The sequence below is a fragment of the Ruoffia sp. FAM 26254 genome, assembly GCF_045528545.1.
Lineage (GTDB): Bacteria > Bacillota > Bacilli > Lactobacillales > Aerococcaceae > Ruoffia > Ruoffia halotolerans.
Genome location: NZ_JBGQQY010000014.1, coordinates 22,756 through 48,670 on the forward strand (window position 1 = coordinate 22,756; position 25,915 = coordinate 48,670).

25 protein-coding genes and 1 pseudogene are annotated in these 25,915 nt (G+C 34.5%); 21 read left to right on the forward strand and 5 right to left on the reverse strand.

Annotated elements, in window-relative coordinates:
- Positions 1-16 precede the first annotated feature (16 nt).
- The gene (locus ACEN3Z_RS05230) at positions 17-910 is read left to right on the forward strand and encodes a deoxyribonuclease IV (protein ID WP_407089928.1); all 894 of its coding nucleotides are present in this window, start codon (positions 17-19) and stop codon (positions 908-910) included.
- Between the two features lie 62 nt (positions 911-972).
- On the opposite strand, the gene ACEN3Z_RS05235 is transcribed toward ACEN3Z_RS05230, so the two are convergent.
- Positions 973-1,794 (reverse strand): pyruvate, water dikinase regulatory protein, encoded by an 822-nt coding sequence (locus ACEN3Z_RS05235; protein ID WP_407089929.1) that lies wholly within the window; start codon positions 1,792-1,794, stop codon positions 973-975.
- A 62-nt stretch (positions 1,795-1,856) separates the two neighbouring features.
- Between ACEN3Z_RS05235 and ACEN3Z_RS05240 the strand changes: the two genes are divergently transcribed.
- The 3 genes from ACEN3Z_RS05240 (at position 1,857) to ACEN3Z_RS05250 (ending at position 3,168) form a co-directional block, all read left to right on the forward strand.
- Entirely contained in the window at positions 1,857-2,312 is a 456-nt protein-coding gene (locus ACEN3Z_RS05240; protein WP_138403938.1) for a Fur family transcriptional regulator, read from the forward strand.
- A 217-nt stretch (positions 2,313-2,529) separates the two neighbouring features.
- The gene (gene rpsU / locus ACEN3Z_RS05245; protein WP_138403937.1) at positions 2,530-2,703 is read left to right on the forward strand and encodes a 30S ribosomal protein S21; all 174 of its coding nucleotides are present in this window, start codon (positions 2,530-2,532) and stop codon (positions 2,701-2,703) included.
- 21 nt (positions 2,704-2,724) lie between these two features.
- Positions 2,725-3,168, forward strand: coding sequence for a GatB/YqeY domain-containing protein (locus tag ACEN3Z_RS05250; RefSeq protein ID WP_407089930.1), 444 nt, complete (start codon positions 2,725-2,727; stop codon positions 3,166-3,168).
- A 97-nt stretch (positions 3,169-3,265) separates the two neighbouring features.
- Here the strand turns inward: ACEN3Z_RS05250 and ACEN3Z_RS05255 are convergent, their stop codons facing one another.
- On the reverse strand, positions 3,266-5,182 hold the full coding sequence (locus tag ACEN3Z_RS05255) for a metallophosphoesterase (protein WP_407089932.1): 1,917 nt from the start codon (positions 5,180-5,182) through the stop codon (positions 3,266-3,268).
- 234 nt (positions 5,183-5,416) lie between these two features.
- Between ACEN3Z_RS05255 and ACEN3Z_RS05260 the strand changes: the two genes are divergently transcribed.
- From ACEN3Z_RS05260 to ACEN3Z_RS05330, 15 genes are all read left to right on the forward strand, one after another.
- The gene (locus ACEN3Z_RS05260; RefSeq protein ID WP_407089933.1) at positions 5,417-6,376 is read left to right on the forward strand and encodes a PhoH family protein; all 960 of its coding nucleotides are present in this window, start codon (positions 5,417-5,419) and stop codon (positions 6,374-6,376) included.
- Between the two features lie 22 nt (positions 6,377-6,398).
- A complete protein-coding gene (locus tag ACEN3Z_RS05265; protein WP_407089934.1) occupies positions 6,399-8,621 on the forward strand; it encodes an HD family phosphohydrolase in 2,223 nt (740 codons plus the stop codon).
- 17 nt (positions 8,622-8,638) lie between these two features.
- Complete coding sequence (gene ybeY / locus ACEN3Z_RS05270; protein ID WP_407089935.1) at positions 8,639-9,136, forward strand: rRNA maturation RNase YbeY; 498 nt, start codon at positions 8,639-8,641, stop codon at positions 9,134-9,136.
- Positions 9,114-9,500 (forward strand): diacylglycerol kinase family protein, encoded by a 387-nt coding sequence (locus tag ACEN3Z_RS05275; RefSeq protein WP_407089936.1) that lies wholly within the window; start codon positions 9,114-9,116, stop codon positions 9,498-9,500. The genes ybeY and ACEN3Z_RS05275 overlap by 23 nt, the downstream gene beginning before the upstream one ends.
- 9 nt (positions 9,501-9,509) lie before the next feature.
- Entirely contained in the window at positions 9,510-10,415 is a 906-nt protein-coding gene (era, locus tag ACEN3Z_RS05280; protein WP_407089937.1) for a GTPase Era, read from the forward strand.
- 17 nt (positions 10,416-10,432) lie between these two features.
- Entirely contained in the window at positions 10,433-11,221 is a 789-nt protein-coding gene (recO, locus tag ACEN3Z_RS05285; RefSeq protein WP_407089938.1) for a DNA repair protein RecO, read from the forward strand.
- A gap of 256 nt (positions 11,222-11,477) precedes the next feature.
- Positions 11,478-12,362, forward strand: coding sequence for a glycine--tRNA ligase subunit alpha (gene glyQ, locus ACEN3Z_RS05290; RefSeq protein ID WP_138403928.1), 885 nt, complete (start codon positions 11,478-11,480; stop codon positions 12,360-12,362).
- A 13-nt stretch (positions 12,363-12,375) separates the two neighbouring features.
- On the forward strand, positions 12,376-14,421 hold the full coding sequence (gene glyS / locus ACEN3Z_RS05295; RefSeq protein WP_407089939.1) for a glycine--tRNA ligase subunit beta: 2,046 nt from the start codon (positions 12,376-12,378) through the stop codon (positions 14,419-14,421).
- A gap of 34 nt (positions 14,422-14,455) precedes the next feature.
- A complete protein-coding gene (gene obgE / locus ACEN3Z_RS05300) occupies positions 14,456-15,766 on the forward strand; it encodes a GTPase ObgE (protein ID WP_407089940.1) in 1,311 nt (436 codons plus the stop codon).
- Between the two features lie 8 nt (positions 15,767-15,774).
- Complete coding sequence (locus tag ACEN3Z_RS05305; RefSeq protein WP_407089941.1) at positions 15,775-17,622, forward strand: acyltransferase family protein; 1,848 nt, start codon at positions 15,775-15,777, stop codon at positions 17,620-17,622.
- 134 nt (positions 17,623-17,756) lie between these two features.
- Positions 17,757-18,680: a ribonuclease Z gene (gene rnz, locus ACEN3Z_RS05310; protein ID WP_407089942.1), complete on the forward strand. Its 924-nt coding sequence runs from the start codon at positions 17,757-17,759 to the stop codon at positions 18,678-18,680.
- Between the two features lie 16 nt (positions 18,681-18,696).
- On the forward strand, positions 18,697-19,503 hold the full coding sequence (locus ACEN3Z_RS05315) for an SDR family NAD(P)-dependent oxidoreductase (RefSeq protein ID WP_407089943.1): 807 nt from the start codon (positions 18,697-18,699) through the stop codon (positions 19,501-19,503).
- Positions 19,504-19,914 carry a lipopolysaccharide assembly LapA domain-containing protein gene (locus ACEN3Z_RS05320; protein WP_407089944.1) on the forward strand — a complete coding sequence of 137 codons (411 nt, stop codon included), beginning with the start codon at positions 19,504-19,506 and terminating at the stop codon, positions 19,912-19,914. It begins immediately after the preceding gene.
- A gap of 5 nt (positions 19,915-19,919) precedes the next feature.
- Entirely contained in the window at positions 19,920-22,253 is a 2,334-nt protein-coding gene (recJ, locus tag ACEN3Z_RS05325) for a single-stranded-DNA-specific exonuclease RecJ (RefSeq protein WP_407089945.1), read from the forward strand.
- An 8-nt stretch (positions 22,254-22,261) separates the two neighbouring features.
- The gene (locus tag ACEN3Z_RS05330; RefSeq protein WP_407089947.1) at positions 22,262-22,774 is read left to right on the forward strand and encodes an adenine phosphoribosyltransferase; all 513 of its coding nucleotides are present in this window, start codon (positions 22,262-22,264) and stop codon (positions 22,772-22,774) included.
- 83 nt (positions 22,775-22,857) lie between these two features.
- Here the strand turns inward: ACEN3Z_RS05330 and lexA are convergent, their stop codons facing one another.
- Entirely contained in the window at positions 22,858-23,475 is a 618-nt protein-coding gene (gene lexA / locus ACEN3Z_RS05335; RefSeq protein ID WP_197104009.1) for a transcriptional repressor LexA, read from the reverse strand.
- Between the two features lie 88 nt (positions 23,476-23,563).
- Between lexA and ACEN3Z_RS05340 the strand changes: the two genes are divergently transcribed.
- Both ACEN3Z_RS05340 and ACEN3Z_RS05345 read left to right on the forward strand, forming a co-directional pair.
- Complete coding sequence (locus ACEN3Z_RS05340) at positions 23,564-23,812, forward strand: DUF896 domain-containing protein (RefSeq protein ID WP_197104010.1); 249 nt, start codon at positions 23,564-23,566, stop codon at positions 23,810-23,812.
- Between the two features lie 72 nt (positions 23,813-23,884).
- The gene (locus ACEN3Z_RS05345) at positions 23,885-24,097 is read left to right on the forward strand and encodes a YneF family protein (protein WP_138403917.1); all 213 of its coding nucleotides are present in this window, start codon (positions 23,885-23,887) and stop codon (positions 24,095-24,097) included.
- A 117-nt stretch (positions 24,098-24,214) separates the two neighbouring features.
- On the opposite strand, the gene ACEN3Z_RS05350 is transcribed toward ACEN3Z_RS05345, so the two are convergent.
- Both ACEN3Z_RS05350 and ACEN3Z_RS05355 read right to left on the reverse strand, forming a co-directional pair.
- On the reverse strand, positions 24,215-25,201 hold the full coding sequence (locus tag ACEN3Z_RS05350; RefSeq protein ID WP_407089948.1) for an Abi family protein: 987 nt from the start codon (positions 25,199-25,201) through the stop codon (positions 24,215-24,217).
- Positions 25,202-25,718: 517 nt separating this feature from the next.
- Positions 25,719-25,915 (reverse strand): annotated as a pseudogene (locus tag ACEN3Z_RS05355) (IS30 family transposase); the annotation flags it as partial.

The window sequence follows — 25,915 nt, forward strand, 5'->3', positions numbered from 1 at the left end:
AACAAGGAGAGATATCATGTATATCGGATCACATGTTTCAATGAAAGGCAAAGAGATGCTTTTAGGTGCTGCTCAAGAAGCAGCATCTTACGGAAGTAATATCTTTATGATTTACACTGGTGCGCCTCAAAACACGCGTCGTAAAGAAGTCTCTGAGTTTAGAATTGAAGAAGCGAAGGCGTTTATGAAGGGGAAGGGTATTGAATTTTTCACCGTTCATGCTCCATACATTATTAATCTCGCTAATACAACGAAGGAAGGCTACCATGAATTTGCGATGCAATTTTTACGAGAAGAAATTGAACGCGTAGAAGCTATTGGTGCCACTCAAATTACGATGCATCCAGGTGCACATGTGGGCGCGGGTGCTGAAGTTGGGATTAAGCAAATTATCAACGGCTTGAATGGAGTGTTAACATCTGAACAATCACCTCAGATTGCTTTAGAGACCATGGCAGGTAAGGGGACAGAGATTGGTAGAAACTTTGAAGAGTTAGCCGCTATTATTGATGGCGTTACTTTCAATGAGAAATTATCAGTTACCCTAGATACATGTCACGTTTATGATGCGGGGTATGATCTTGTGAATGATTTAGATGGAGTTTTGAACGAATTTGATAAAGTGATTGGCTTAGATCGGTTAAAAGTCTTACATATCAATGATTCAAAAAATCCTTTTAAGAGCCATAAAGATAGACATGCTAATATTGGTGAAGGATCTATTGGCTTTGACACATTGAATGTAATTGTTCATCATCCACAATTAAGTCATATACCTAAGATTCTAGAAACACCTTGGGTGCCACTTCCTGAGAAAGAAAAGGTTAAAGTTGCCCCATATAAAGAAGAAATCGCTATGTTTAAAGCGAAGTCTTATAATCCGAATTTAATGACAGATATTTTAAGTTAAAAAAACACTAACGTATATTTCGCTCTTTGAGAGCCAAGTATGCGTTAGTGTTTATTTTGATATTAGATTCTTTGTGGTAAATTCATGACTTCCATGACGATACTCGCTGATTCTTCAATGCTACGATCAGAAACATTAATAATTGGACAACCTAACTCTTCATAAATTTTATGAGCGTATTCCAACTCTTCATTGACACGTGTTTTAGAAGCATATTTTGAACCCGTACCTATGCCGTATTCCTTCATACGCGATTCTCGATGTTTATTTATTACAGCAGAACTATTCGTTAAACCAATGATTTTCTTTGGATCGATTTCGTATAGAATCGGTGTGACTTCCTTTTCAGGAATTAAAGGTAAGTTTGCGACCTTATAGCCTAAAGTACCTAGATACATACTTAATGGTGTTTTACCAGTTCGAGAAATACCTAGAATAACAATCTCAGCTTCGCGTAAACCTTTAGGATCTTTACCATCATCGTAAGCTAGACAGAATTCCATGGCACGAATGCGATCGAAATAATCTTCTGATAATTCATATTGGGCACCACTGATAGCAGATGGTTCAGTTTCTAATCGACGAGCAATTTCTAAAGTGAAAGGTTGAATTAAGTTATAACAAATTAAACCAGTCTTAATGCAATATTTTTCAGCAAATTTAGCAAGTTCTGCATCGGCAATTGTCATAAACACTAAACCATCATGTTCATTTGCATCTTCAAGAATAGATTGAAGTGTTTCATGGTTTGAAATAAATGTATATTTATGTGATACTGTATTGACATTAGGAAACTGTGCGAAAGAGGCTTTTGCCACCTTTTGAGCAGTTTCTCCAATTGAATCTGATAAAATATAATAATGTAGTACTTTATTATTATTCATGTTAAAATGACCCCCTATAAGTTCTTACATCATAGCATATTTATATAAGGAGACGTCAAGTAATGACTTATGAAGTTATAACAAAAAAAGAAGAAAATAAAATTAATGAAGCAATTTTAAAATTAAAAGAATTCGGCTTTAAAAACACTAAAAAAAGACAAGAAATATTAACGCTGTTTGCGTGTAATGATCGTTACTTAAGTGCGCAAACAGTTCATGAGAAGCTAACAGAAAATTATCCCACAATGAGTTACAACACTACGTATCGTAATGTATATGACTTTGTCGAAGCTGGTATTCTGGAAGCAACAGAATATAACCAAGAACAACATTTTCGTATGAATTGTTTAGACCACAATCACCATCACCATCATTTCATTTGTACAAATTGTGGGATGGCAATACCTTTAGAAACATGCCCGATGGATTTAACCAAAATGACGGATGCTTTAAATGATGTTCAAATTGACACACATCGATTTGAAATATTTGGTTTATGTTCAAAGTGTAAAGTATAAAACTTAAATTAAAAATCTTATCTAATAAATTTTGCGATAAACAGCATAAAAAACCTATATTTAATCGAATTTTTGGAAATAAATTGACACTTTCTATGAAAAAAGTTTCATTAAGACCTTGCAAAGACAAGGTTGTTTGATTATAATATTACAAGAACTTTATTATTTTGCATAAAAAATAGTAAGGTCAGAAAAGCTTGGGAGGAGGGGATTCATAATGTCTAAAACAGTAGTTCGTGATAACGAATCATTAGAAGACGCTCTTCGTCGCTTTAAGCGAGATGTTTCAAAAACAGGTACTTTAAGAGAAGCACGTAAACGTGAATTTTACGAAAAACCAAGTGTTAAACGTAAGAAAAAATCGGAAGCAGCTCGTAAAAGAAAATTCTAAATAACAGATAGGTGAGGCGAAATGTCACTAACTGAACGAATTAATCAAGACGTCAAGCAAGCGATGAAGGCTAGAGATAAAGAGACTTTAAAAGTATTACGTATGTTGAAGTCGGCATTACAAATGGAGCAATTAGAGCATTCTGAACCTTTAAATGAGGAGCAAGAAATTACGATTATTTCTCGCGAATTAAAACAGCGTAAAGATTCTTTAGCTGAATTTGAAAAAGCTGGACGACAAGATTTAGTAGATGAAGTAACCGATGAAATTGTAGTAGTCGAACGTTACTTACCTAAACAATTATCAGAAGAAGAGATTGAAGTTGAAGTTCGAAAAGTAATGGACGAACTGAATGCAACGTCTAAGTCTGACTTTGGTAAAGTTATGGGGAAAGCTATGGCCAACCTAAAAGGAAAAGCTGATGGTAATCTTGTAAAAGAAGTTACAAAGAATCTATTAGGTTAATCTTTTTAAACACCCGAAAGGGTGTTTTTATTTTCCATAGAAAAAGCTGTGAGTAAAAGAAATATTACTCGCAGCTTTATTTTTCTAGTAAAGAAAATTATTTTGTAATTTCATAAGAATGAACAAGTGTCGTTTCACGGTTGTCTAAATCTTCACCAACCACTTGATATAATTCATAAGTGACAGTATCCGAAGTTACGTCTACAACAGAGTAGTGTTGGAAGTTTGATTCACGTGCATTTGAATGACCTTCTGCATAGAATGAAGAAATGAAAGGTTGTTCTTCTGTTAATAACAACTCGCGGAAGCTATTAATATTTTCTTCGGTTATTTCATGACCGAATAAGTCTTCGTATGTTTCATGAATATCTTCGTTTTCTAAGATCCAATCAAAACTTTCAAGCTTATAAATCGTATTATAAGTCTTAGTTCCCGCTGTACTAGGAATGAAGAAGACCGTTCCTTCAGGATTATTGAACGTTGTCACATCTTCATTCGTTTCACCTGCAGTGGCTACTTCTGCGTTACCGAAGGTTTCAGCATTATGAGTTAGTGCATGAGTCACGGTTAAGTTATGATCGTGCCCATTGAAGACTAAGTCTACATCATACTCATCTAGTAAAGCCATTAAATCATCACGAATTAATTGGACACTTTCATCTTCTAATGAATGATAAGATGAAGAGAATAGAGGGCGGTGATAGCTGACAAATACCCAGTCAATGTCTCCGTTGTCCTTAGCTTCTTGAGCTTTTTGTAACTCTTCTTCAAACCACTTCATTTGGTTATCTAAGATTGCTGGTGCTTCATCTTCGTCTGATTCATTTGCTTGTTCAGTGTTTAAGTTAATGAATTGTACACCGTTATAACGTGTTGAATAAGCTGCACCAGAATCCATCCCTTCAACTGCATTGTCGGTATTAATATGATCTAAGAAGTTATCATTATCATGGTTACCGGTGATAAACATATGTGGCATTTCATTATTTAATGGTAATAATGCATCTAAAGTTAAGTTCCATTCTGTATCGTTCCAGTCATCATTAACTACATCACCTGTGTGTAGTGCAAAGCGGGCATCTTCTGCATTAGGATTTTCTAACATTGATTGAATGGTTGAATTTGAATAATCTGCTTCTGAACGTTGGTTTTCTGATGAGAAAGCGTTTTGAGTGTCAGTATAGTGAATGAATGAGAAATCATCACTTGATTCGCTTGCTGTTGTAAATGTCGCTTCGTCTGATAATTCACCGTCTTTATTTCCAACTGTATAGTGATATACAGTGTTTGGATTTAATTCAGTCACTGTTGCTTTATATGCTGTTTCAGTAAAGCTAGGGTAAGGTAAACCTAAAGAATAATTATCAAACCCTTTGTCTAACCATAATAGGTTGTCATCTGAGAATACTTCATCAGTATAGTATCCAACAACTTCATCAGGATTTTCAGTTGCAATCCATGGGTCATCATCGTCTGTTATGGGCTCATTCTCTTCCTCATCCCACATAATAGCATAAACGTAATGCCCGTCTTCTGTCATTTGGTTATAGAAGGCATCATCAATCTCAATGATTTCAGGATCTACTTCAATAGCGTCATCCATCGATTGCCCCTCTTCCCAAATGTATAATTTTGCATTCTCATCTGCATCGGTTGTATGCCATTGGAAGTGCATAGATGTCGAAGGGTCATCGGTTAAGTTTGTTGTAATTCTGTTTGGTGAATTATTTTCAGGTGTTTCCGGATTAGCTGGGTTTTCTTGAGTAACATCTGCAGTTTCTCCACCAATCGTTACAGCCGTAATATTCCCTTCATCATCGAATTCAAAGCCGTCTTCTGCCGTAATTGCTTCTTCAGAATATGCCTCGTCATTCGCACGTTCCTCATTAGCGATATGTGTATTTTCAGTGATTGAACCTGTGGTTGTTTCTTGTGCGTGAACATTAAATCCAACGCTTGATAACATAGTGGTTGCCAGTAAAGCAGACAAGACCATTTTTTTCAAAGATTTCAATTACATTCTCCTTCTACAATATTTTTGTTATTTCCATCACTAACTATACGATAGAAGTGTAAATTTCCTGTAAATATTGTGTAAATTAGATGTAAAGATGAAAAAATGAAGTAACTTTGCTCTACCATGCAATGTTTAAAGGATTTTGTTATAATTAGGTACTAAAGTTCATTTTTTTATGTATTTATGGTAATCTTATTTTAATTAAAGACAATGATAAAAGGAGCGTATTATTTGAGCGGAGCAGATGCATTTTCACAACAAGTTATTGTATCAAACCAAGATTGGTTATTAGCGATACTAGGAACACATGATAAGTATGTTCGATTACTCGAAGAGAACTTTAACATTCAGGTGAGTAATCGTGGCGAAGTCATAACAATATCAGGAAAAGAAGATGATGTTGAGATGACACGAGCAATCATGTTGAATTTAGTTGAGCTTTTAGAAAGAGGGATTACCCCTCGAACGATGGATATCATTACTGCTGTTAAGATGGCAAAAAATGGAACCATTGAATATTTCATTAACCTATTTGAAGAAGTCATCGGTCGAGCATATGACGGAACAGCGATTCGTGCGAAAAATTTTGGACAATTACAATATGTCAAAGCAGTTGAAACTCACGATGTGGTGTTTGGAATCGGGCCAGCAGGTACAGGGAAAACTTTCTTAGCGGTAGTTTTAGCAGTTCAAGCTATGAGAGAAGGCCGTGTTAAGAAAATCATCTTAACTCGTCCTGCCGTAGAAGCCGGAGAGAGCCTTGGATTTTTACCAGGCGACTTGAAAGAAAAAGTAGATCCATATCTGAGACCTGTTTACGATGCACTTTATGCTATTTTTGGGATGGAACATACAAATCGTTTGATGGAAAGAGGTATTATTGAAATTGCGCCTTTAGCATATATGCGTGGTCGTACATTAGATGACGCTTTTGTTATCTTAGATGAAGCTCAAAATACAACCATTGCACAAATGAAGATGTTCTTAACACGACTTGGCTTTGGTTCTAAGATGATTATTAACGGAGACCAAACTCAAATTGACTTACCAAAAGGTGTTAAATCAGGCTTAATTGATGCTGAGAGAAAATTAAATAAAATAAATAAAATTAAATTTAATTACTTTGATGAATTTGATGTTGTACGTCATCCAGTTGTAGCGGATATTATTAGAGCTTATTCTGAAGATTAATTTTATATAGAGGGGGAGTAAAATGAACCAGCAATTACGGAAACTACAGACGGTTTTAGGGACATTATTCATCCCTCTAATTATTTTGCTTATGTCTGTGTTGATATTTTTTATAGGTTTTACAGATGTGCAACCTGAACAATATAACTTTCGCATCAACCAAGTTGCGGAGAAAACAGTTCAAGCTCCTGTGACGATAGAAGATACTGAACAGACTGAGATTAATATGGAACGTGCACGCTCAAGCGTGCCAGACGCATATGTTTTTCAGCCTGCTATTCTTGATCAACAAGTGGAGCAGACTGAAGAGTTTTTTAATTTAATTTATTCTATTAGAGAGAATGAGTACTCAACTGTTGACATTAATGAGATGCTTGAAGATTCTGTATTAAGTGGTCTGGTGGGTATCACCTCGATAGATAGTCAACGAGCTGAGACACAATCTGTTCCTTTTGGACAATTAGAAGCCACGGAACAGCTTGTTATTTATAATCAAGCAATCTTAGCGAGTGAGAGTGATTCGGTCGAAGAATTAGATGAATCGTTATCAGTGGATTCTATTACTAGACTGTTAACAGTAAATAATGAAGATTTAAATCAAATGCAACAACAAATCAATGATTTACTTGCGAGTGTTTTAAGTAGTGAAATTGAATCGACTGATTTAAATCAAATTTTATCAGATGTGAATCAATATATTAGCGAATTGGATATAAACTCTGAAAATAAGGGCATTATCAGCGAATTAATGCAAGAATTGGTTGTACCAACCGTAGTTTATAGTGAAAGCGAGACAGAAAAGCGTCGTGCAGAAGCAGAGAATGCTGTTCAACCGAGCTATATCTTACAAGGGCAAATAATCGTTCAAGAAGGGCACATTATTAACCAAACGACTTACAGACAATTAGATTTGCTTGGTTATCTAGATCGAGAGTCTAACAATGATTTATTAATTGCTTTTGCAGCAGTTATTATCATTCATGCAATCGCACTTGTTTACTATGTTGTAAAAGAGAAAGAAAATGCGCTATTGGACATTGAATTGGGTACACAAATCCTGGGTTATGGCTTACTCTTTACAGTAAGTTTTCTTGTCTTGAGAGTGTTGTATATATTGCAATTGAATGGGATTGATTACGCCATGTTATTTCTGCCAATCTATGTGATCCCAATGTTATTAAGACCAAGAACCAATATAAGATTAACCTTATTCTTTATGGGCTTTTTCAATTTACTTGCATTATTTATTTCTCATGACGGCGATAGTATGACTGTGACCTTTATGATTACAAGTTTTTATTTCTTTAGTTCTCTAATTTCATTAAGTTATCAATTACTAGTTAAGAATAAAAACTCATTAAGGTACGGCTTTTTATATGCATTGGTCTTGCATTCTGTATTTGCCATGCCGATTGTGTTGATGACGAACGTTTCATTAGTATCTGAAATTTCAATTGTTATATTATCGTTTATATTATTTAATTTACTGATAGCCTTTGGTATTTATTTCTTTATTGAACCATACTGGCATAAACTTTTAAGCAGTAAAGCACCATTAACTTTAAACCAACTAGCGAATTTAACTCATCCGCTATTGAAAAGTATTGTAGAGAAAGCACCAGGCTCATATCACCATAGTATGATGGTAGCGAATATTTCAGCGAATGCTGCGGATGCTATCGGAGCAGATTCATTATTAGTAAGAATTGCATCGTATTACCATGATATTGGAAAGGTAAATCATCCATTGTTTTTCGTTGAGAATTTATCTGAAGGAATGGAGTCTCCACATTCAATGGTGACGGCTGAAGAGAGTGCTGCCATTATTATTGGGCATGTCACTGAAGGTGAAAAGATCTTACGAGAATATGATATGCCAGAAAGTGTTATAGATATTTGTATGCAACATCACGGAACCACTTTAGTAAGGTATTTTTATCATCAGGCTAAACAAACAAACAATCATGTGGACGAGGAAAAGTTCCGCTATCCTGGACCTAAGCCTCAAAGTAAAGAGGCGATGATTATCATGATTGCTGATTCAGTTGAAGCCGCTTCTAGAACAATTAAGGAACATACGCAAACGGCATTTGAAAATTTAGTTGATAATATTATTAATGGGAAATTGGCTGAAGGACAATTTGAAGAGTGTCATATGACAGTCGCTGAATTAGAAAAAGTTAAAAAATCAATTGTACACACTATAGCAAGTACATTTCATACTCGGGTGGAGTATCCAGATTAAAAAACGGAGGACAACTAATGATTATAGATTTAATAGATGAAGATGGGTTACTAACTGAAGAACATACAGAGATGTTAAACCACATTATTACCCAAACAGCTCACAAACTTGGATTAGGCGAAGGTATCGAAGTCGATATCTCAATCGTATCTAATGATATTATTCATGAATTGAATAAAGAGTATCGTGGTATTGATCGCCCAACGGATGTATTAAGTTTTGCTTTAGAGGAAGACGTAGATGAGGCACCGAACTTCAACTTTGATTCATTTTCTGACATTGAAGGTGGCAATGATGTGTCTAAACACTTAGGAGATATTATTATTTCTTTTGAAAAAACTGTTGAGCAGGCTGAAGATTATGGACATTCAGTCGAAAGAGAATTAGCATTCTTAGCTGTCCATGGCTTCTTACATTTGAATGGGTATGACCATCAAACCGAAGCTGACGAAAAAGAAATGTTCTCGTTACAAGAAGAGGTGCTAGAAGAAAATGGCTTTTCACGAGGGCAATAACAAATTTACAAAGTCTGTTTATCATGCAGTTCAAGGGATTATGGAGACTGTAAAAATTGAAAGAAATATTAAAATCCATATGATTATTACAGTTTTAGTTATTGTTGCGGGCTTTTTATTCAATATTAGTTTAGTAGAGTGGTTAAGTATCGTTATTTGCATCGGCTTAGTCATCGGTATGGAATTATTGAACACTTCCATCGAACATACAGTTGATTTAGCGTGTCAAAAGGAGTACCATCAACTAGCGAAAAAAGCAAAAGATGCATCCGCTGGTGCAGTATTAGTGGTTGCAACCATGTCGGTTGTTATTGGAATGATTATATTTATACCAAAAATTTGGAAGTTAATATTTATTAATTAAGGAGTGTTTATGAAAAATAACAAATTTAAATCAGGTTTTATTACCATTATTGGTAGACCAAATGTAGGGAAATCAACTTTATTAAACCGTTTCGTCGGACAAAAAGTAGCCATTATGTCTGACAAAGCGCAAACAACTCGTAATCGAATTCAAGGGGTTGTGACCGATGAAGAAAGCCAAATTGTCTTCATTGATACACCGGGAATTCATAAACCGAAACATGCGTTAGGTGACTTTATGTTGAATGCAGCATACAGCGCACTTAAAGGGGTAGATGGAATCTTAGTAGTTGTGAATGCCTCTGAAAAAATCGGACCTGGAGACCGCTTAGTGATTGAACGTGTGAAACAAGCAAACATTCCTGTGTTCTTAGTTATTAATAAGATTGACTTAGTAACACCAGACGAATTATTACCAATCATTGACACTTACCGTCAAGAACATGATTTTGATGAAATCTATCCAATCAGTGCCACGGAAGGTAATAACGTTGATGCACTAATCAAAGGAATTAAAGAAATTATTCCAGAAGGACCTCAATACTATCCAGCTGACCAAGTGATGGATCATCCAGAATACTTTATTGTCGCTGAATTTATTCGTGAGAAAATATTAGAATTAACACGCGAAGAGATTCCGCATTCAGTAGCGGTTCAAGTTGAGAGTATGAAACGTAACGAAGATGATAAGATTGAGATTCAAGCTGCTATTATTGTCGAACGTAGTTCTCAAAAAGGTATTATTATCGGAGCCCAAGGATCAATGATTAAAAAAATTGGACAACGCGCTCGTCGAGATATTGAAATTCTATTAGGAGATAAAGTTTATCTCGATTTATGGGTGAAAGTTCAAAAGAATTGGCGCGATCGTCGCACTCAATTGAATGACTTTGGTTATCAACCAGATAATTATTAAACGATAGAGGTGATTAGTTGAATGAACGGTTCGAAGGGATTGTTTTGTTTCAAAGAAAGCATCTGGAACATGATGCGCTCGTAAAGATTTTTACAGAAGATTATGGAACAAAAATGTTCTTTGTAAGAGGCTTACAAAAACCTAATCATCGCTTAACTAGTCAACTGATACCACTCACAGTGAACCACTATATTGGCAACATAAATGAAGAAGGCTTGTCTTTTCTAAAAGAAGCGAATACGATTGAAATTCACCGGAAAATTCAAACTGATTATATGAAACAAGCATATTCAAGTTATGTGACTCAATTAGTCGATGCAGCGATTAATGACAACACACCCGATCAAGCATTATATGATATGCTAAAGAAAGCATTGGAACTAATGAATAGCGATGTCTCTTACGAAGCGATTACGATCAGCATGGAGATTAAGTTACTAAGATATTTTGGTTTTGACATACATTTTGATCGATGTCGCATCTGTGGGACAACGGTACAGCCCTTTGATTTCAGTATGAAATTACAAGGAGTGTTATGTCAGAAGCACTTTCATGAAGATTCATTTCGAATGCATATCGCGCCTAAGGCAATGTTTATTGCAAGTCGACTTGATTTAGCTAGTTTGCATCAAATTAATAGTATTCAAGTTAGTCAAGAGACTATTCAAGAATTGCGTCGATTAATGGATGAAATTTATAAAGAATTTGTCGGTATTAACTTAAAGAGCAAGAGTTATTTAAATAATTTGGATACATTAAGTGCTTCCATGCAAGATGTCATCAGAAAACGACACAAATCTGATTGAGAATTTGAGTGAATTGTAGTATGATGTTCTATGTATTAAGGTGATTAAATAAGATAGTAAAGCGAGTCTAGGAGAGTGAAAGCTAGACCAAATCGAAGGCAGCCTTAAAAGTGTTTTTTTAATTGAATCGTTTGACATAAGTGCAAGTTAACGCTTGAATTAGGGTGGAACCGCGAATTTACTTCGTCCCTATGATTTAGATTTTTATCTAATCATAGGGGCAGTTTTTTTATTTTACAGAAAAGAGGAATTATCAATGGCAAAGACAATTCAAGAAATGATATTAACATTACAACAATTTTGGGCAGAACAAGGGTGTTTAATTTTACAAAGTTATGACACTGAAAAAGGAGCAGGGACAATGAGCCCGTATACTTTCTTACGTGCAATCGGACCTGAGCCTTGGAATGCAGCGTATGTTGAACCATCAAGACGTCCAGCTGATGGGCGTTATGGTGAAAACCCAAACCGTTTATATCAACATCATCAATTTCAAGTTGTGATGAAACCATCTCCGACAAATATTCAAGAATTATACTTAGATAGCTTAGTGGCTTTAGGGATTGACCCACTTGCGCATGACATTCGTTTTGTTGAAGATAACTGGGAAAACCCATCATTAGGCTGTGCAGGATTAGGATGGGAAGTATGGATTGATGGAATGGAAATTACACAATTTACTTACTTCCAACAAGTAGGTGGTTTAAAAGTAGACCCAGTAACAAGTGAATTAACATATGGACTAGAGCGTTTAGCCATGTATATTCTAGATGTGGATAATGTTTATGATTTAGAATGGGCTCCGGGAGTGAAATATGGTGAAATATTTAAACAACCTGAACGTGAACACTCGACTTACTCATTTGATTTAAGTAATACAGAAATGCTTTTCACTCAATTTAATGCATTTGAAAAAGAAGCAATGAATTTAATTGATAATGGACTGTCACATCCAGCCTATGATTACATCTTAAAATGTTCGCACACATTCAATTTACTTGATGCACGTGGAGTGATCTCTCAGTCAGACCGTGCTGGGTACTTAGGTAGAATTAGAAAGATGGCTCGCTCTGTTGCACAAGCATTTGTTAATGAGCGTGAAGAACTTGGCTTCCCATTATTAAATAAAGACAAAGCGTAAAGGAGCGATTGACATGACAAAAGATTATTTATTAGAAGTTGGAATGGAAGAAATACCTGCTCGTTTTTTAACTGAATTAAGTGACCAATTAAAAGATAAAGTTGAGCAGTTTTTAACTGATAACCGATTAACTTATGATGATGCAGTTGCTTATTCAACACCAAGACGCTTAGCTGTGATTGTTAAAGGTATTGCGGAACGTCAAGAAGACGTATCTGAGAAAGTTAAAGGACCTGCATTACGTATTGCTCAGGACGAAGAAGGTGAATGGAGTAAAGCAGCACAAGGCTTTGTTCGCGGACAAAAATTAACTGTCGATGACATTTTCGTTGAACAAATTAAAGATGAAGACTATATCTTCGTTAATAAACATACAGAGGGCTTATCAGTTAAAGAGGTATTAGCGAATATGGCTGATGTATTAAACGCGATGACATTCCCAGTTAGCATGACTTGGAATTCATTCAATAAAAGTTTTATCCGTCCAGTACATTGGATTGTATCATTACTTGATGATGAAGTTGTTCCATTTAGCTTTATTAATATAGAAGCAGGAAATACATCAACTGGTCATCGTTTCCTAGGTGGGAGGACAGAAATTACGTCTCCTAATACTTATGTAGAAAAATTAAGAGATGAGTTTGTGCTTGTTGATTCATCTGAAAGAAAAGATGTTATTATCAAACAAATCGAACAAATTTCTTCAGACAATCATTGGAATATTCCAATGACTGAAGATTTATTAGATGAAGTGACTGCATTAGTTGAATGGCCGACAGCCTTCTTTGGTCAATTCGAGGACGAGTATTTAGAAATCCCACAAATTGTATTAATCACTGCGATGAGAGACCACCAAAGGTATTTCTACGCTTTAGAAGAAGGAACTGATAGGTTATTACCTTATTTCATCTCAGTTCGTAATGGTGATGACAATCATATAGAGAATGTTATTAAAGGAAATAAAAAAGTGTTGAAAGCACGTTTAGAAGATGCTTTATTCTTCTATAAAGAAGATATGACTCATGATTTAGCATACTTCACTGAGAAATTAGGGTCGGTTAAAGAACACTTTAAACTTGGAACATTAGCAGAAAAGCAAAAACGCGTTGAACATATTGTTAATAAATTAGCTGAAACAATTAATGAACCCAAAGCTGGTTCTGTAGCAAGTGAAGCAGCTAAAATTTATAAATTTGATTTAATGACTCAGGTAGTTAATGAATTTGACGAATTACAAGGTCGAATGGGTGAAATTTATGCGAAAGAATTTGGAGTATCAGACGAAATTGCACATACGATTAGCCAACAATATATGCCTACAAGTAGTGGGGGAGAATTACCAGGAACTTTAGCTGGAGCTATGCTTGCATTTGCTGATAAATTTGATACACTATTAAACTACTTTAACATCGGATTAATCCCAACAGGATCAAACGATCCATATGCACTTCGCCGTCAAGCGATGGGGATGGTAGAAATCAGTGAGAAGTTTGATTGGAACTTTGATATGCATGAATTTGTTAAAGTTGTGATTAAAGATATGGATGTTACCGAGGAAGATTTAATTGACTCATTTATTGATTTTATTAAATTACGTATTCAACAATTTCTTGAGAAAGAAGCGATTGATTATGATATCATTCAAGCAGAGCTTAATGGACGTCATGCGAATGTGTATGCAGGGGTTAATTTTGCTAGAGGCATTCAAAAACTTAAGAATGACTCTCCAGAAGAGTATCGTAATTTAGTTGAATCTTTAACACGTGTGGTGAATTTAGGCGTTAAAGAAAATTCAGATGGCTTATTCGAAGAAACGAAAGCTCAAACAGAATCAGAGCAAAGATTATTCGATATGTTAAAATCAGATTTCTCTACGGATCGAGAAAAAGCATTAGATATGTTCGTTAAATTGTCTGATCCAATTGCCGATTACTTCAACAACAATATGGTTAATGACGATAATGAAGCAATAAGAGAAAACAGATTGAAAACAATGAAATTTATTACGGATAAAGTATTGAAATTCATTGATCCAAGAGAGTTAAACAGTAAGTTTTAGAAAATTATACATAGAAAGAAAGGAGTGATGTCAAATGTCAACATTTTTAGATCATGCTAAAGTAGAAGTCAAAGCAGGCAAGGGTGGCGATGGAATGGTCGCTTTCCGTAGAGAGAAATACGTTCCAGATGGTGGACCAGCCGGCGGAGATGGAGGTCAAGGTGGAGATGTTATCTTCATCGTAGATGAAGGATTAAGAACCTTAATGGATTTCCGTTATAACCGTCATTTTAAAGCCAAAAATGGTGAAAATGGAATGAGTAAAAGTAAATACGGTGCCGGAGCAGAAGATTTAATTATTAAAGTTCCACCTGGAACGATTGTTCGTGCAGCTGCCACAGGTCAGTTCATGGCCGATTTAGTTGATAATGGTCAAAAATTCACTGTTGCTAAAGGAGGACGTGGGGGTCGTGGTAACATTCGTTTTGCAACGCATAAAAATCCAGCACCTTCGATTGCAGAAAATGGTGAACCCGGAGAAGAATTAGAATTAGAACTTGAACTAAAAGTTCTTGCAGATGTTGCCTTAATCGGGTACCCAAGTGTGGGTAAATCAACATTACTTTCGTTAATTAGTAATGCAAAACCAAAGATAGCTGACTATCAATTTACAACATTAGTTCCGAACTTAGGTGTTGTACAACTAGCAAACCAACAAGAGTTTGTTGTCGCAGATATGCCAGGTTTAATTGAAGGAGCTTCTGAAGGTGTTGGATTAGGAATTCAATTCTTACGCCACATTGAAAGAACAAAAATTATGTTACATGTCATCGATATGGGAGCAGTGCATGGTCGCGATCCTTTTGTTGATTTCACTGACATTATGGATGAATTAGAAGCGTATAACGAGAGATTATTACTGAGACCGATGTTGATTGTCGCTAACAAAATGGACGAAGCAATCTCTGAGGAAAATCTTGAAATTTTTGAAGAAAAATTAAATGCTTATTACGGCGAACGTGAATTAGAAGTTCCAGAAATTTTCCCGATTAGCTCATGGCAAAATAAAGGTGTAGATCAGCTAATCAAGAAAACAGCTTCACTTGTTCAAAACGAAGAATTTATTCCACTTGAAGAAGAAGTTGAAATCGAAGAAGCTTATTATACTTTAGAGCAAGAAGAAGCGCCTTTCGAAGTCGAACAAGTCGAAGAAGGCTTCTACCGCATTACGGGTGCTCAAATCGAAAAATTATTTGCGATGACGAATATGGCACATGATGAAAGTATTGCTCGTTTCCAAAGACAAATGCGTGGTATGGGAATTGATCAAGCTCTTCGTGATATTGGAGCTCAGACAGGAGATATTGTTGAGTTATCAACATTCCAGTTTGAGTTTATGGATTAGGTGATAGCATGTCACAAGAAACTAAGTCCAAAAAAAGATTAGATATCTTTGATGGTCTTAAAGGGCTATCAATTATCACAATTATTGTGTATTATTTTTTCCAGCATATTTTACCCGGTGGATTTTTAGCGGTAAATATGTTCTTGTTAATCGCTGGTTTTTTTAACTTTAGACACTTTGTTAGTGCTAGCCAAAAAGGAATTAAAATAAATTACTTAAACTTTTATAAAAAAAGGTTAAGTCGATTGTTTTTCCCAATGTTAGCCATGATTATAACAGCAAGTTCTTTTATCTTGTTATTTTCAAGAGGGTCTTTATTTAACCTTAGAAATATGGCTTTATCAGGACTTGCTTTCTTTAACAACTATTATCAAATCTTGAATGAACAGTCTTATTTCGTTCAAGCTGCAAACCCAAGTGCCTTCACGCACTTATGGTATGTCGGAATTTTAGGTCAGTTAATATTACTTACACCCGTAATAATATTGCTATTATATTCTTGGCATAAGAAACAAACAACAACGGTGAATATGTTACTCATCGTTACTGTTGTATCAGCATTTTTAATGGGTTATTTATATAAAGACGGTGAAGACCCTACACGTATTTATTATAGTGTATTTACACGGGCGTTCTCTTATACAGCAGGTGGGGTTGTCGGTTTAATATTACCGATGAATCTTACTGCGAAGCCAATTAAAGGTAAAATTAATTGGATCTTTAATGGTATAGGGACGTTAATTATGGTCTTGATGTTCTTTATGTGTAAATTTATGTACGGAACACAACCCTTTGCTTATCGCTTTGGGATGAGTTTATTCACGCTTTTAAGTGCATTATTTATTCTTGTTTCAATTCACCCAAGTACGATTTGGAACAAGATATTAAGTTTTCCACTGCTTACCTTTATTGGTAAACGTAGTTACTCTTATTATTTATGGTTTTATCCTGTTTATTTAATTATTCCTAATATGATGCAAAATTTAGGTTTACCATCATGGGCAAACTATACAATTCAGTTTTTAATTATCGCGATACTTGCTGAAATTAGTTACCGATTATTTGAGCAAGTGACTATTAGTTTACCACTTGGACAAGACTTTAATATTAAGAAAACACGTCACCAATTAAAATATTTAAGATCTCATAAAGGGACTCTTTTAAACGTTAAAGTGATTACAGGTGCTTATATTGTGATTTTCGTCATTGGTACGATTGGAATTTTTGCTGCACCTGAAGAAAGAGCTCAAACGGCAGAAGAATTGCAAACGATTATTGAAACGAACTCCCAAATAGCCGAAGATACACAGACAGAAGATACTGAAAATGTGAAAGTAGTTAACAATATTGAAGGCCTCGGCCAACAAAAAATGCTCTATGCTAATGGATTAGACATTACCTTTGTAGGAGACTCTACTTTATTAGCGGCTACAAAACAAATTCAAAATGTCTTCCCGAAAGCGGTCATTAACGGTGAAGTCGGACGTCAACTGTATAATAGTGTGTCGGTTGTTAATAGTTTAGATCAAAGTGGGCTTTTGAAACCAACAGTTGTTACAATGATGGGATCAAATGGAACCTTTACAGCAGGTCAAATTAATGACTACATTGAAGCGATTGGACCAGAACATGATATTTTCTTTGTTACATCCGATACAAAGCGTTCTTGGGTGTCTGACGCTAATCAACAATTATTAGCAGCGGCTCAACGATTTGGTAATGTTCATATTATTGATTGGGCAAGTTACTCAAATGACCAAACAGGTTGGCAAAGAGATGATGGTGCGCATCCAACTGAAGAAGGAGCACATGAATTATCAGTCTTTATTGCTAAAGAAATATATCGTCAAAGATAAAAGTATTAGTTAATTGAGGAGTGTTGGTGGGGAGATTAACTCACTAACACTCTTTTTATGTTTAATAAGATAAATGTAAAGAAATTCTCAAAAAATTGTAGTAAAATATAATGTATTAAGGAAAGGTAGTGACTATGGAAATATTATTTTTAGGAACTGGCGCTGGCGTTCCATCAAAAAGTCGTAATGTAAGTTCTTTAGCGTTAAAGCTATTGAATGAATTGAATGAAACTTGGCTATTTGACTGTGGAGAAGGAACTCAACATCAAATATTAAAAACAACATTAAAACCGGGTAAGGTCAAAAATATATTTATTACTCATATGCATGGAGATCATATATTCGGCTTACCAGGATTTTTAAGTAGTCGTTCGTTTCAAGGCGGAGATAACCAACCTATTACCATCTACGGACCTACAGGTATTGAACAATACATTAATGCATCATTAAAATATTCAAAATCAAATTTACTTTATAAAGTAAATATAGTTGAACTAGATCCAAAGGGTGGCGAAATTCAATTAAATAAGGGCTGGAAAGTTAAATACTTACCTCTACAACATAATATTCTGTCATTTGGCTATAGAATTGAAGAACCGAAATCCGATGGTGTGTTATTGGTTGATAAACTTAAAGAATACAATATTCCTAACGGACCGATATTTGGGATGTTAAAAAATGGAAAAACAGTCACTTTAGAAGATGGTACTAAACTGGATGGTAAAGATTTTGTTGGTGAAGTCCAACCAGGCAAAGTGATTGCAATCATAGGAGATACGAGACCCAATGCAAACATCAAGAAATTAGCCGAAGATGCTGATGTTCTTGTTCATGAAGGGACACATGCAAAAGGCGAGAACAAAATGGCCAATCGTTATTTCCATTCTACGGTCGAACAAGCGGCTCAAGTTGCTAAAGCATCAAATGTTAAGCAATTATATTTAAATCACATTAGCTCGAGATATTTAGGGGCAGATGTAAAACAATTAGAAAAAGATGCACGGTCTATATTCAAACAAACGAAAGTTGCTTATGACTTAAATGAATTTGAAATATAATTGAAAGGGTGAGATTATGTTTCTGAAAAACAAGGTTGTTTTATTGACGGGTGCTTCAAGTGGAATTGGTAAAGCGATTGCTTTTGAAATGGCTAAAAAAAGTGCAAAACTTGTATTAGTATCTCGAAGAGAAGAAGTACTCTCTGAATTGGCAGATACATTAAAACGAGAATACGATACTCAAACACTTGTGCTAGCAAAAGATTTGTCTGAGGTAAAGGGAATTGAAGAAACGGTGGAAGAAACAATCAATGCTTTTGGTCATATAGATTATTTGATTAATTCAAGTGGTATGGGTATATTTAAAAAAGCAGTAGATTTCACGGCAAAAGAAATTGATCAACTCTTTAAAATTAATACTTATGCGATGATTTATTTGTCCCAATTAGTAGCCAGAGAGATGATTATAAAAAATACACCAGGACATATTTTATTCATTTCTTCCATAGCTGGAAAAATAGCAACACCAAGCTCAAGTGTCTATTCTGCATCAAAGTTTGCTGTGATAGGCTACGCGAATAGTTTAAGATTGGAGTTAAAGCGGTTTGGTATTGATGTGACCACAATTAATCCTGGACCAGTCAAGACGGATTTTTTTAATTATAATTCAAATTCTAAAGAGTATTATGACCGAATTAAGGCATTTGCATTAGATCCGCAAAAATTAGCGAAAGATGTGACTAAGCATTTAAAACCATCACGTCGTAAAAGAGAGTTAAATCGTCCCCGTTATTATCATATTATTGATATACTATATAAAGTGTTTCCAAACATTGGAGATAAATTAGCAGGAGAAATGTTAAATTTCAAGGAGGATAATTAGATGAAAGAACAATGGAAAGTTATAGCGATTATTATGTTACTTATCTTAGTAGTCGTTTTTGCATTACAAAATACAAATGTTGTTGGAATTGATTTCTTTTTCACTCAATTTGAAGTATCGCTTGTCTTAGTTGTATTATTCAGTATTTTGGTTGGTGTTATCATTGGAATGATTGCATCAATGTCTGCGATTCAATCAAACAGAAAGAAAAATAAAGAGTTAGAAAAACAATTAACAAAAGAGAAACATAATCACTCAAATACAGCGATTGAAAAAGATGCAGCAATTGCTGAGTTACGCAGTAAGATTGAAGAACAAGAGCGTGTTTCACGTAATACAATTTCTGTAGAATCAGATGAAAAACCAGAGTCAAAAGAAGAAGTAGTTACTGATACAACAGAGGAAGTGTAATATTCGTGAAGTTCAATATGGCACAGTTTGATTGGCAAATCAGACCGGAGATTAATAGAGACGCTTCCAAAAGTATTTTAGACAATAATGAAACAACTTTTAGTTCAACTTTTTTACGCCTATGTTCAATTAGAGGTATAACAAGTGCAGAAGAGTTAATCGAAAAAACAAATCAAAAACCTCAACTATATCATGATCCATTTTTATTATTTGAGATGGACAAAACAATTGACCGTATTCAAACAGCGATTGAAGAGTTTGAACCCATATTAATCTATGGAGATTATGATGCAGACGGCATTACCAGCACATTGATAATGTATGAGACATTAGAGACGATTGGAGCCAATGTCCATTATTATTTACCAAACCGCTTAAAGGACGGTTATGGACCGAATAAAGCACGTTGGAGTAAGTTGGTTGACGAATTTGATATTCGATTAATCATTACTGTTGATAATGGTGTGGCTGGTTTTGAAGCTGTGGATGCAATGAATGATATAGGTGTGGATTGTATTATTACCGATCACCATGAATTGCAAAGTGAATTACCGAATGCATTCTCAATTATTCATCCAAAACATCCTTCAGGTCAATATCCTTTCCCAGAATTAAGTGGGGCGGGAGTTGCTTTGAAGGTGGTCAGTGCCTTATTAGGTGAAGTACCCACAGAAGCTGTTGAATTGGCAGCAATCGGTACGGTTGCAGATATGGTGTCTTTAACGGATGAAAATCGAACGATTGTATTAAGTGGATTGACTCTAATTAAAGACTCGATGCGCGTTGGTTTACAATTATTATTACAAAATGAAAAAGTTAATTTAGATAACTTAACGAGTGAGACGATTGGCTTTATTATTGGTCCACGTTTAAATGCAGTTGGTCGATTAGGAGATCCGACGCCGGGCTTAGAGTTATTGAAAACATTAGATATTTCTGAAGCGGAATCGTTATTAGAAATAGTGAATGAAAAGAATCGTGAAAGAAAATCTATCACCGAAAACATCACTATAGAAATCGAAAATCGTATGGCTCAGTATGACTCGATTCCAAATATTATTATTGAAGCAGATAAAGATTGGCCTGCCGGAGTCTTAGGGATTGCTGCAAGTCGTTTAGTTAAAAAATACCAAAGACCTGCGATTGTCTTTCAATATATAGAAGAGAAAAAACAATATAAAGGAAGTTCAAGAAGTGTATCTAAGATAAATATCTTCGAAGAACTCGTTAAACAAAATGAGTACCTAACTTACTTCGGTGGTCACAGTCAAGCAGCTGGATTAACGATTGATGAAGAGAATTGGGAAGACTTTAAACAAAGCATCCACAAAAGCTTTGTACACTACACTGAATTACTAAACGAACCTGAGCCAATTGTCATTGATATGCCGTTAAGTGTGAATGAAATGACGATTGATTTTATTAATGAAGTGAACTTATTAGGGCCTTTCGGTACGGATAATCCAAAACCGCAGTTTATGGTTAAAGATGCTCATATTAACACAATTAGATTTATTGGAGTAGATAAAAACCATGTTAAACTTGCCCTAAGCCAAACGGATACCAAAGTCGAATTACAAGCCATTGGCTTTGGCAAAGCAGAGCAAGCTGAAAGCTTAGAGAACGGCAGTGTGGTATCTGTAGTTGGTGAGTTAGATATTAATGAATGGAACGGGAACCGTCTTCCACAGTTAATGGTGAAAGATATGGGAGTTAATGGCTCTCAGTGGTTAGATTACCGCTCAAGCAAGATTCACAAAGATTTGTTAAGTATAGATAAAGCTTTATATTTATTCGCCCATCAGCCGATTGCAGATTATATGTCCAAGCAATTGAACGGTGCAGCTGTTGTATTATATGAGAATGCATCAAAAGTTAATTTAGCCCAATATAATAACCTCATCGTAATGGAGCCGCCGATTCAATTACAACAATTGAAAGAGATAGTGAATACACAAGCTTGGTCGAAAGTCTATCTAGGATCATTTGTTCAGGAATCGAAATATATGGCAGGTATCCCTTCTCGAGAAGAGTTCGTTGATTTGTACAAATATATCTTTGCCAAGCAAGAATTTATGTACAAAACAGAATTTGAAAACATAACAAAAGCATTAAATATACACCCAGTTAAATTAAAAGGAATGTTTTTGATGTTTTTAGAAGCAGAATTTGTTACAATTAAGAATGGTCGGTTAGAGTTTAATAAAGAAGCAACAAATAATAAAATTGATCTACCTCACTTAAAGACTTTTATTCAATATGAAAGTGAATATAAGTCAGAGGCTTTATTAAATTATCAGCCGATAGACGCTATTAAAGAATATTTTGAAGGGAATTAAATAACTAAATGAACTTAAATGATTATATTGCTTCAATCGAAGATTATCCAAAGGAAGGCGTAACGTTTCGTGATATTACACCATTAATGGCAAATGGACCTGCTTTTGCGCAAGCGACACAAGAAATTGTGGACTATGTAAGAGAAGTAGGAGCTGAAGTAGCTGTTGGACCTGAAGCACGTGGCTTTATTGTCGGATGTCCTGTAGCTTACGCAATGGAAATTGGCTTTGCGCCAGTTCGTAAAAGAGGGAAATTACCTCGTGAAATTATTGAAGTCGAATACGAACTTGAATATGGTACTGATGTATTAACAATGCATAAAGATGCTATTACACCTGGTCAAAAAGTTATCATTATCGATGATTTATTAGCAACAGGTGGTACGGTTAAAGCTACAATCGACTTAGTTGAAAAACTAGGTGGAGAAGTTGTAGGAATTGCATTCTTAATTGAATTGAAAGAATTAAACGGTAGAGAAAAAATTGAAGGTTATAACTATAAAGCTTTAATGCAATACTAATATCTACTCTTTATTTTAAAATTCAAAAAAATCCGAACTCTACTATAGTGTTCGGATTTCGTTTTAATTAATATATTTGAAATCTAAAATTCACGGTATAAGCTAATAACTTTACCTAATATTTGGACTGAGTTTAAAATAATGTCATCCATAGCGTCATTTTCGGGACGTAAAATATAGTGATCAGACTGTTTGTAAAAAGTCTTACAAGTTGCTTCGTCATCATCAGTCAAAGCGACAACGATATCACCATTATTAGCAGAAGGTTGGCGACGAACTGTAATTAAATCACCATTGAAGATACCGGCATTGATCATACTTTCACCGTCAATTTGGAGCATGAATAAATCATTGCTATCAAAATGTTCTAAATTAGGTGGAATTGGATAATAATCAACGGCCTCTTCAATTGCTAAGATAGGCGCACCGGCAGCAACGCGACCAAGTAAAGGGATATCCTTTCTTGAAATACCCAAAGCTTCAAGCGCAATTGGCGTCAGTTCTAACGCACGTGTCTTACTCGCGTCACGGACTAAGTAACCTTTGCCTTCTAATCGAGAAAGATGACCATGAACAGTAGATGTCGAAGCTAATCCAACTTCTGCTCCAATTTCTCTGACAGTTGGCGGGTATCCATTAGAGTCAATTGCTTTATATATACAATCAAGTATATTTAATTGCTTTGCTGATATTGATTTCATAATTTCAACTCTTTCGTTTTTATTGTTTTTAGTATAGCATTTATAATAACGCTTAGCAAACAAATGTTCGTAGTAAAGGAGTGATTATATGTTAAGTAAGGATAAGATCAAACGCATCAACGAATTGTCTAAAAAGAACAAAGCAGGGACAATCACTGAAGAAGAATCGATTGAAAGAAAAAACCTGCACAAAGAATACATTCAAAGTATGAGAGATAGCATTGGTGCTCAAATTGAGGGAATTAAAGTCGTTGATCCTGAAGGGGAAGACTTAACTCCTAATAAAGTTAAAGAGATTCAAAAAGAACGTGGCTTACATAATAGAGACAACGAATAATTTTCTCTAGTCAACACAATGATTATTTAGTATTATTGTATTACATGAAGTTTAGAAGAGAGGTGTAGTTAAATGGCAACTTGGATATGGTTAGTTATCGTATTTATTGCATTAATTATTGGTTTTGTCGCTGGTTTCTTCCTATCAAGAAAGTATATGATGGATTACTTTAAGGAAAATCCACCGATCGACGAGAGAATGATTTCTCAAATGATGGCTCAAATGGGTCAAAAACCATCTAAAAAGAAAGTTCAACAAATTATGAACTCAATGAAACAGCGTTAATATAACGTTTGTAAAAATAATTATAAAAAGGGTTGATGACATTTATGTGTCATCAACCCTTTTTTCCTATGAAAAAAATTTAAAATTCAGAATACTAAAAGAGTATTAATGAATAAATTATTTGTTATTTTCATGCCAATCCTCTGGAAATCCCAAACTTTTTAGAATGACATTAATAGAAATAGAATTTAGTTTTTTATCCAAATTCTTAATTTGTTTTAGAAATGAATTATGTAAGTAAGCATATTCATTTCGACTAACAAAACATTGCAATATGATAAAAACGTTATATACATCATTTCTGAAACTATTTTTTGAGATATTGTAATTATCATGTAAATCATTGTAATACTTTATATCTGACTTACACTTAAAATCAATGAGTTTATTATTATGTGCGCATACATTTCTAATTTGTCTCATATTATCAAGAAAAGAAACCATAATTTCTGGAGTGAAGATACCATTTATAGCATTTCCATTTTCATGAACAAAAGATAGGCAATTCGTTGCTATTTGATTTTGCAAGGATGTAGGCAAGCAATAAAATAATGTGTTAATTTGTCCGAAATCCATAAAGTTTACGATAACCCATATTGGGACATCATTATAATTTTTTACATAATGTTTTATAGCATTATCCTTTTTTTGTCTGGATTTCTTTTTTATTAAATTACAAAGATTTGGAATTAACCAATCTAGTTTCGAATTTCTATTTTTTGTATAACTACTTAATTGTAAATAGGCGTATTTTATATTAGGATAATTTTCGGCAAAACGATGAGCAGTTATATATTTAATATGATCTTCTGCATGACCTAACGACTTCATCAGAGCATGCTTTATTGCTGTATCAAATCTGTGAAGATGTGTTATTTCATCGAAAGTAGCATTGTTTTTATAAATATTAGTTTCATTGTCCATAAAGTACTTACTGTAACCATTAATGATATTATAATAGTTGTTAGTCAGTAAAAATTGTTTTGCTCTTTTATAATCAGTAATTCTTAAATTCCTATTATGGACAATTATGAGTTGTTCATCCAATGTTTTAAATTGTTTAATAAAAAAAACCTCCATTCCTAAGAATGAAGGTTTCCGCATTGGACCCCGTAGAGTTACCAACACTATCTCTTGCTCCATTCTATTTTGTTTTTAGAATTTTGTCAACAAAAAAAGAATAATCAGTAATATTTTTCTTAATCTATTATATCAGTACAATTAGTTAAGCTCAATAGAAAATAAGAACAAACGTTCGTTTTATTCTTTGTCAATTCCATAGAAAATAAATATGCAATATCTGAAATTAATTAATTATTTTTTATAACCATTTCTGATTGATCATGCATGACAATTTTAAAAGTGTTATAATACTAAGACTATTCTCATTAAATCGGGTGCAAAAGATTTGCTTCAGTAAATTGGCTATGGTAGTTTTATGCTACTAATAGCGGTTGTATCAAGGCTTTTTTAGTTAAAAGTTAAGTTTTTGAGATGAAATTGATAGCTTTATTTTGAGAGGCAAAGGGAATGACATGTCTCTCTTTTTTAAATTTTAGGATGGGGTGAATTGTATGGATATGTTTGGAAAACTGGGTTGGTTTTTTAAACATTTGATTTGTCAAATTAAGCTAGACAAAACTGCTTCATCTAAGTAACTCAAAAATACTTCCAACGGTGTTCGGTAGTGTAAGGATTTCCGTGGAATCGTGTTCCGTTTGTGTGCAATCGATGACACAAAGCTTTGGTCTACTTGATTAAAGTCCATTCCTTTTGGCAGTCCGTCTCTGCGTAATAAACCATTGGAATTCTCATTCA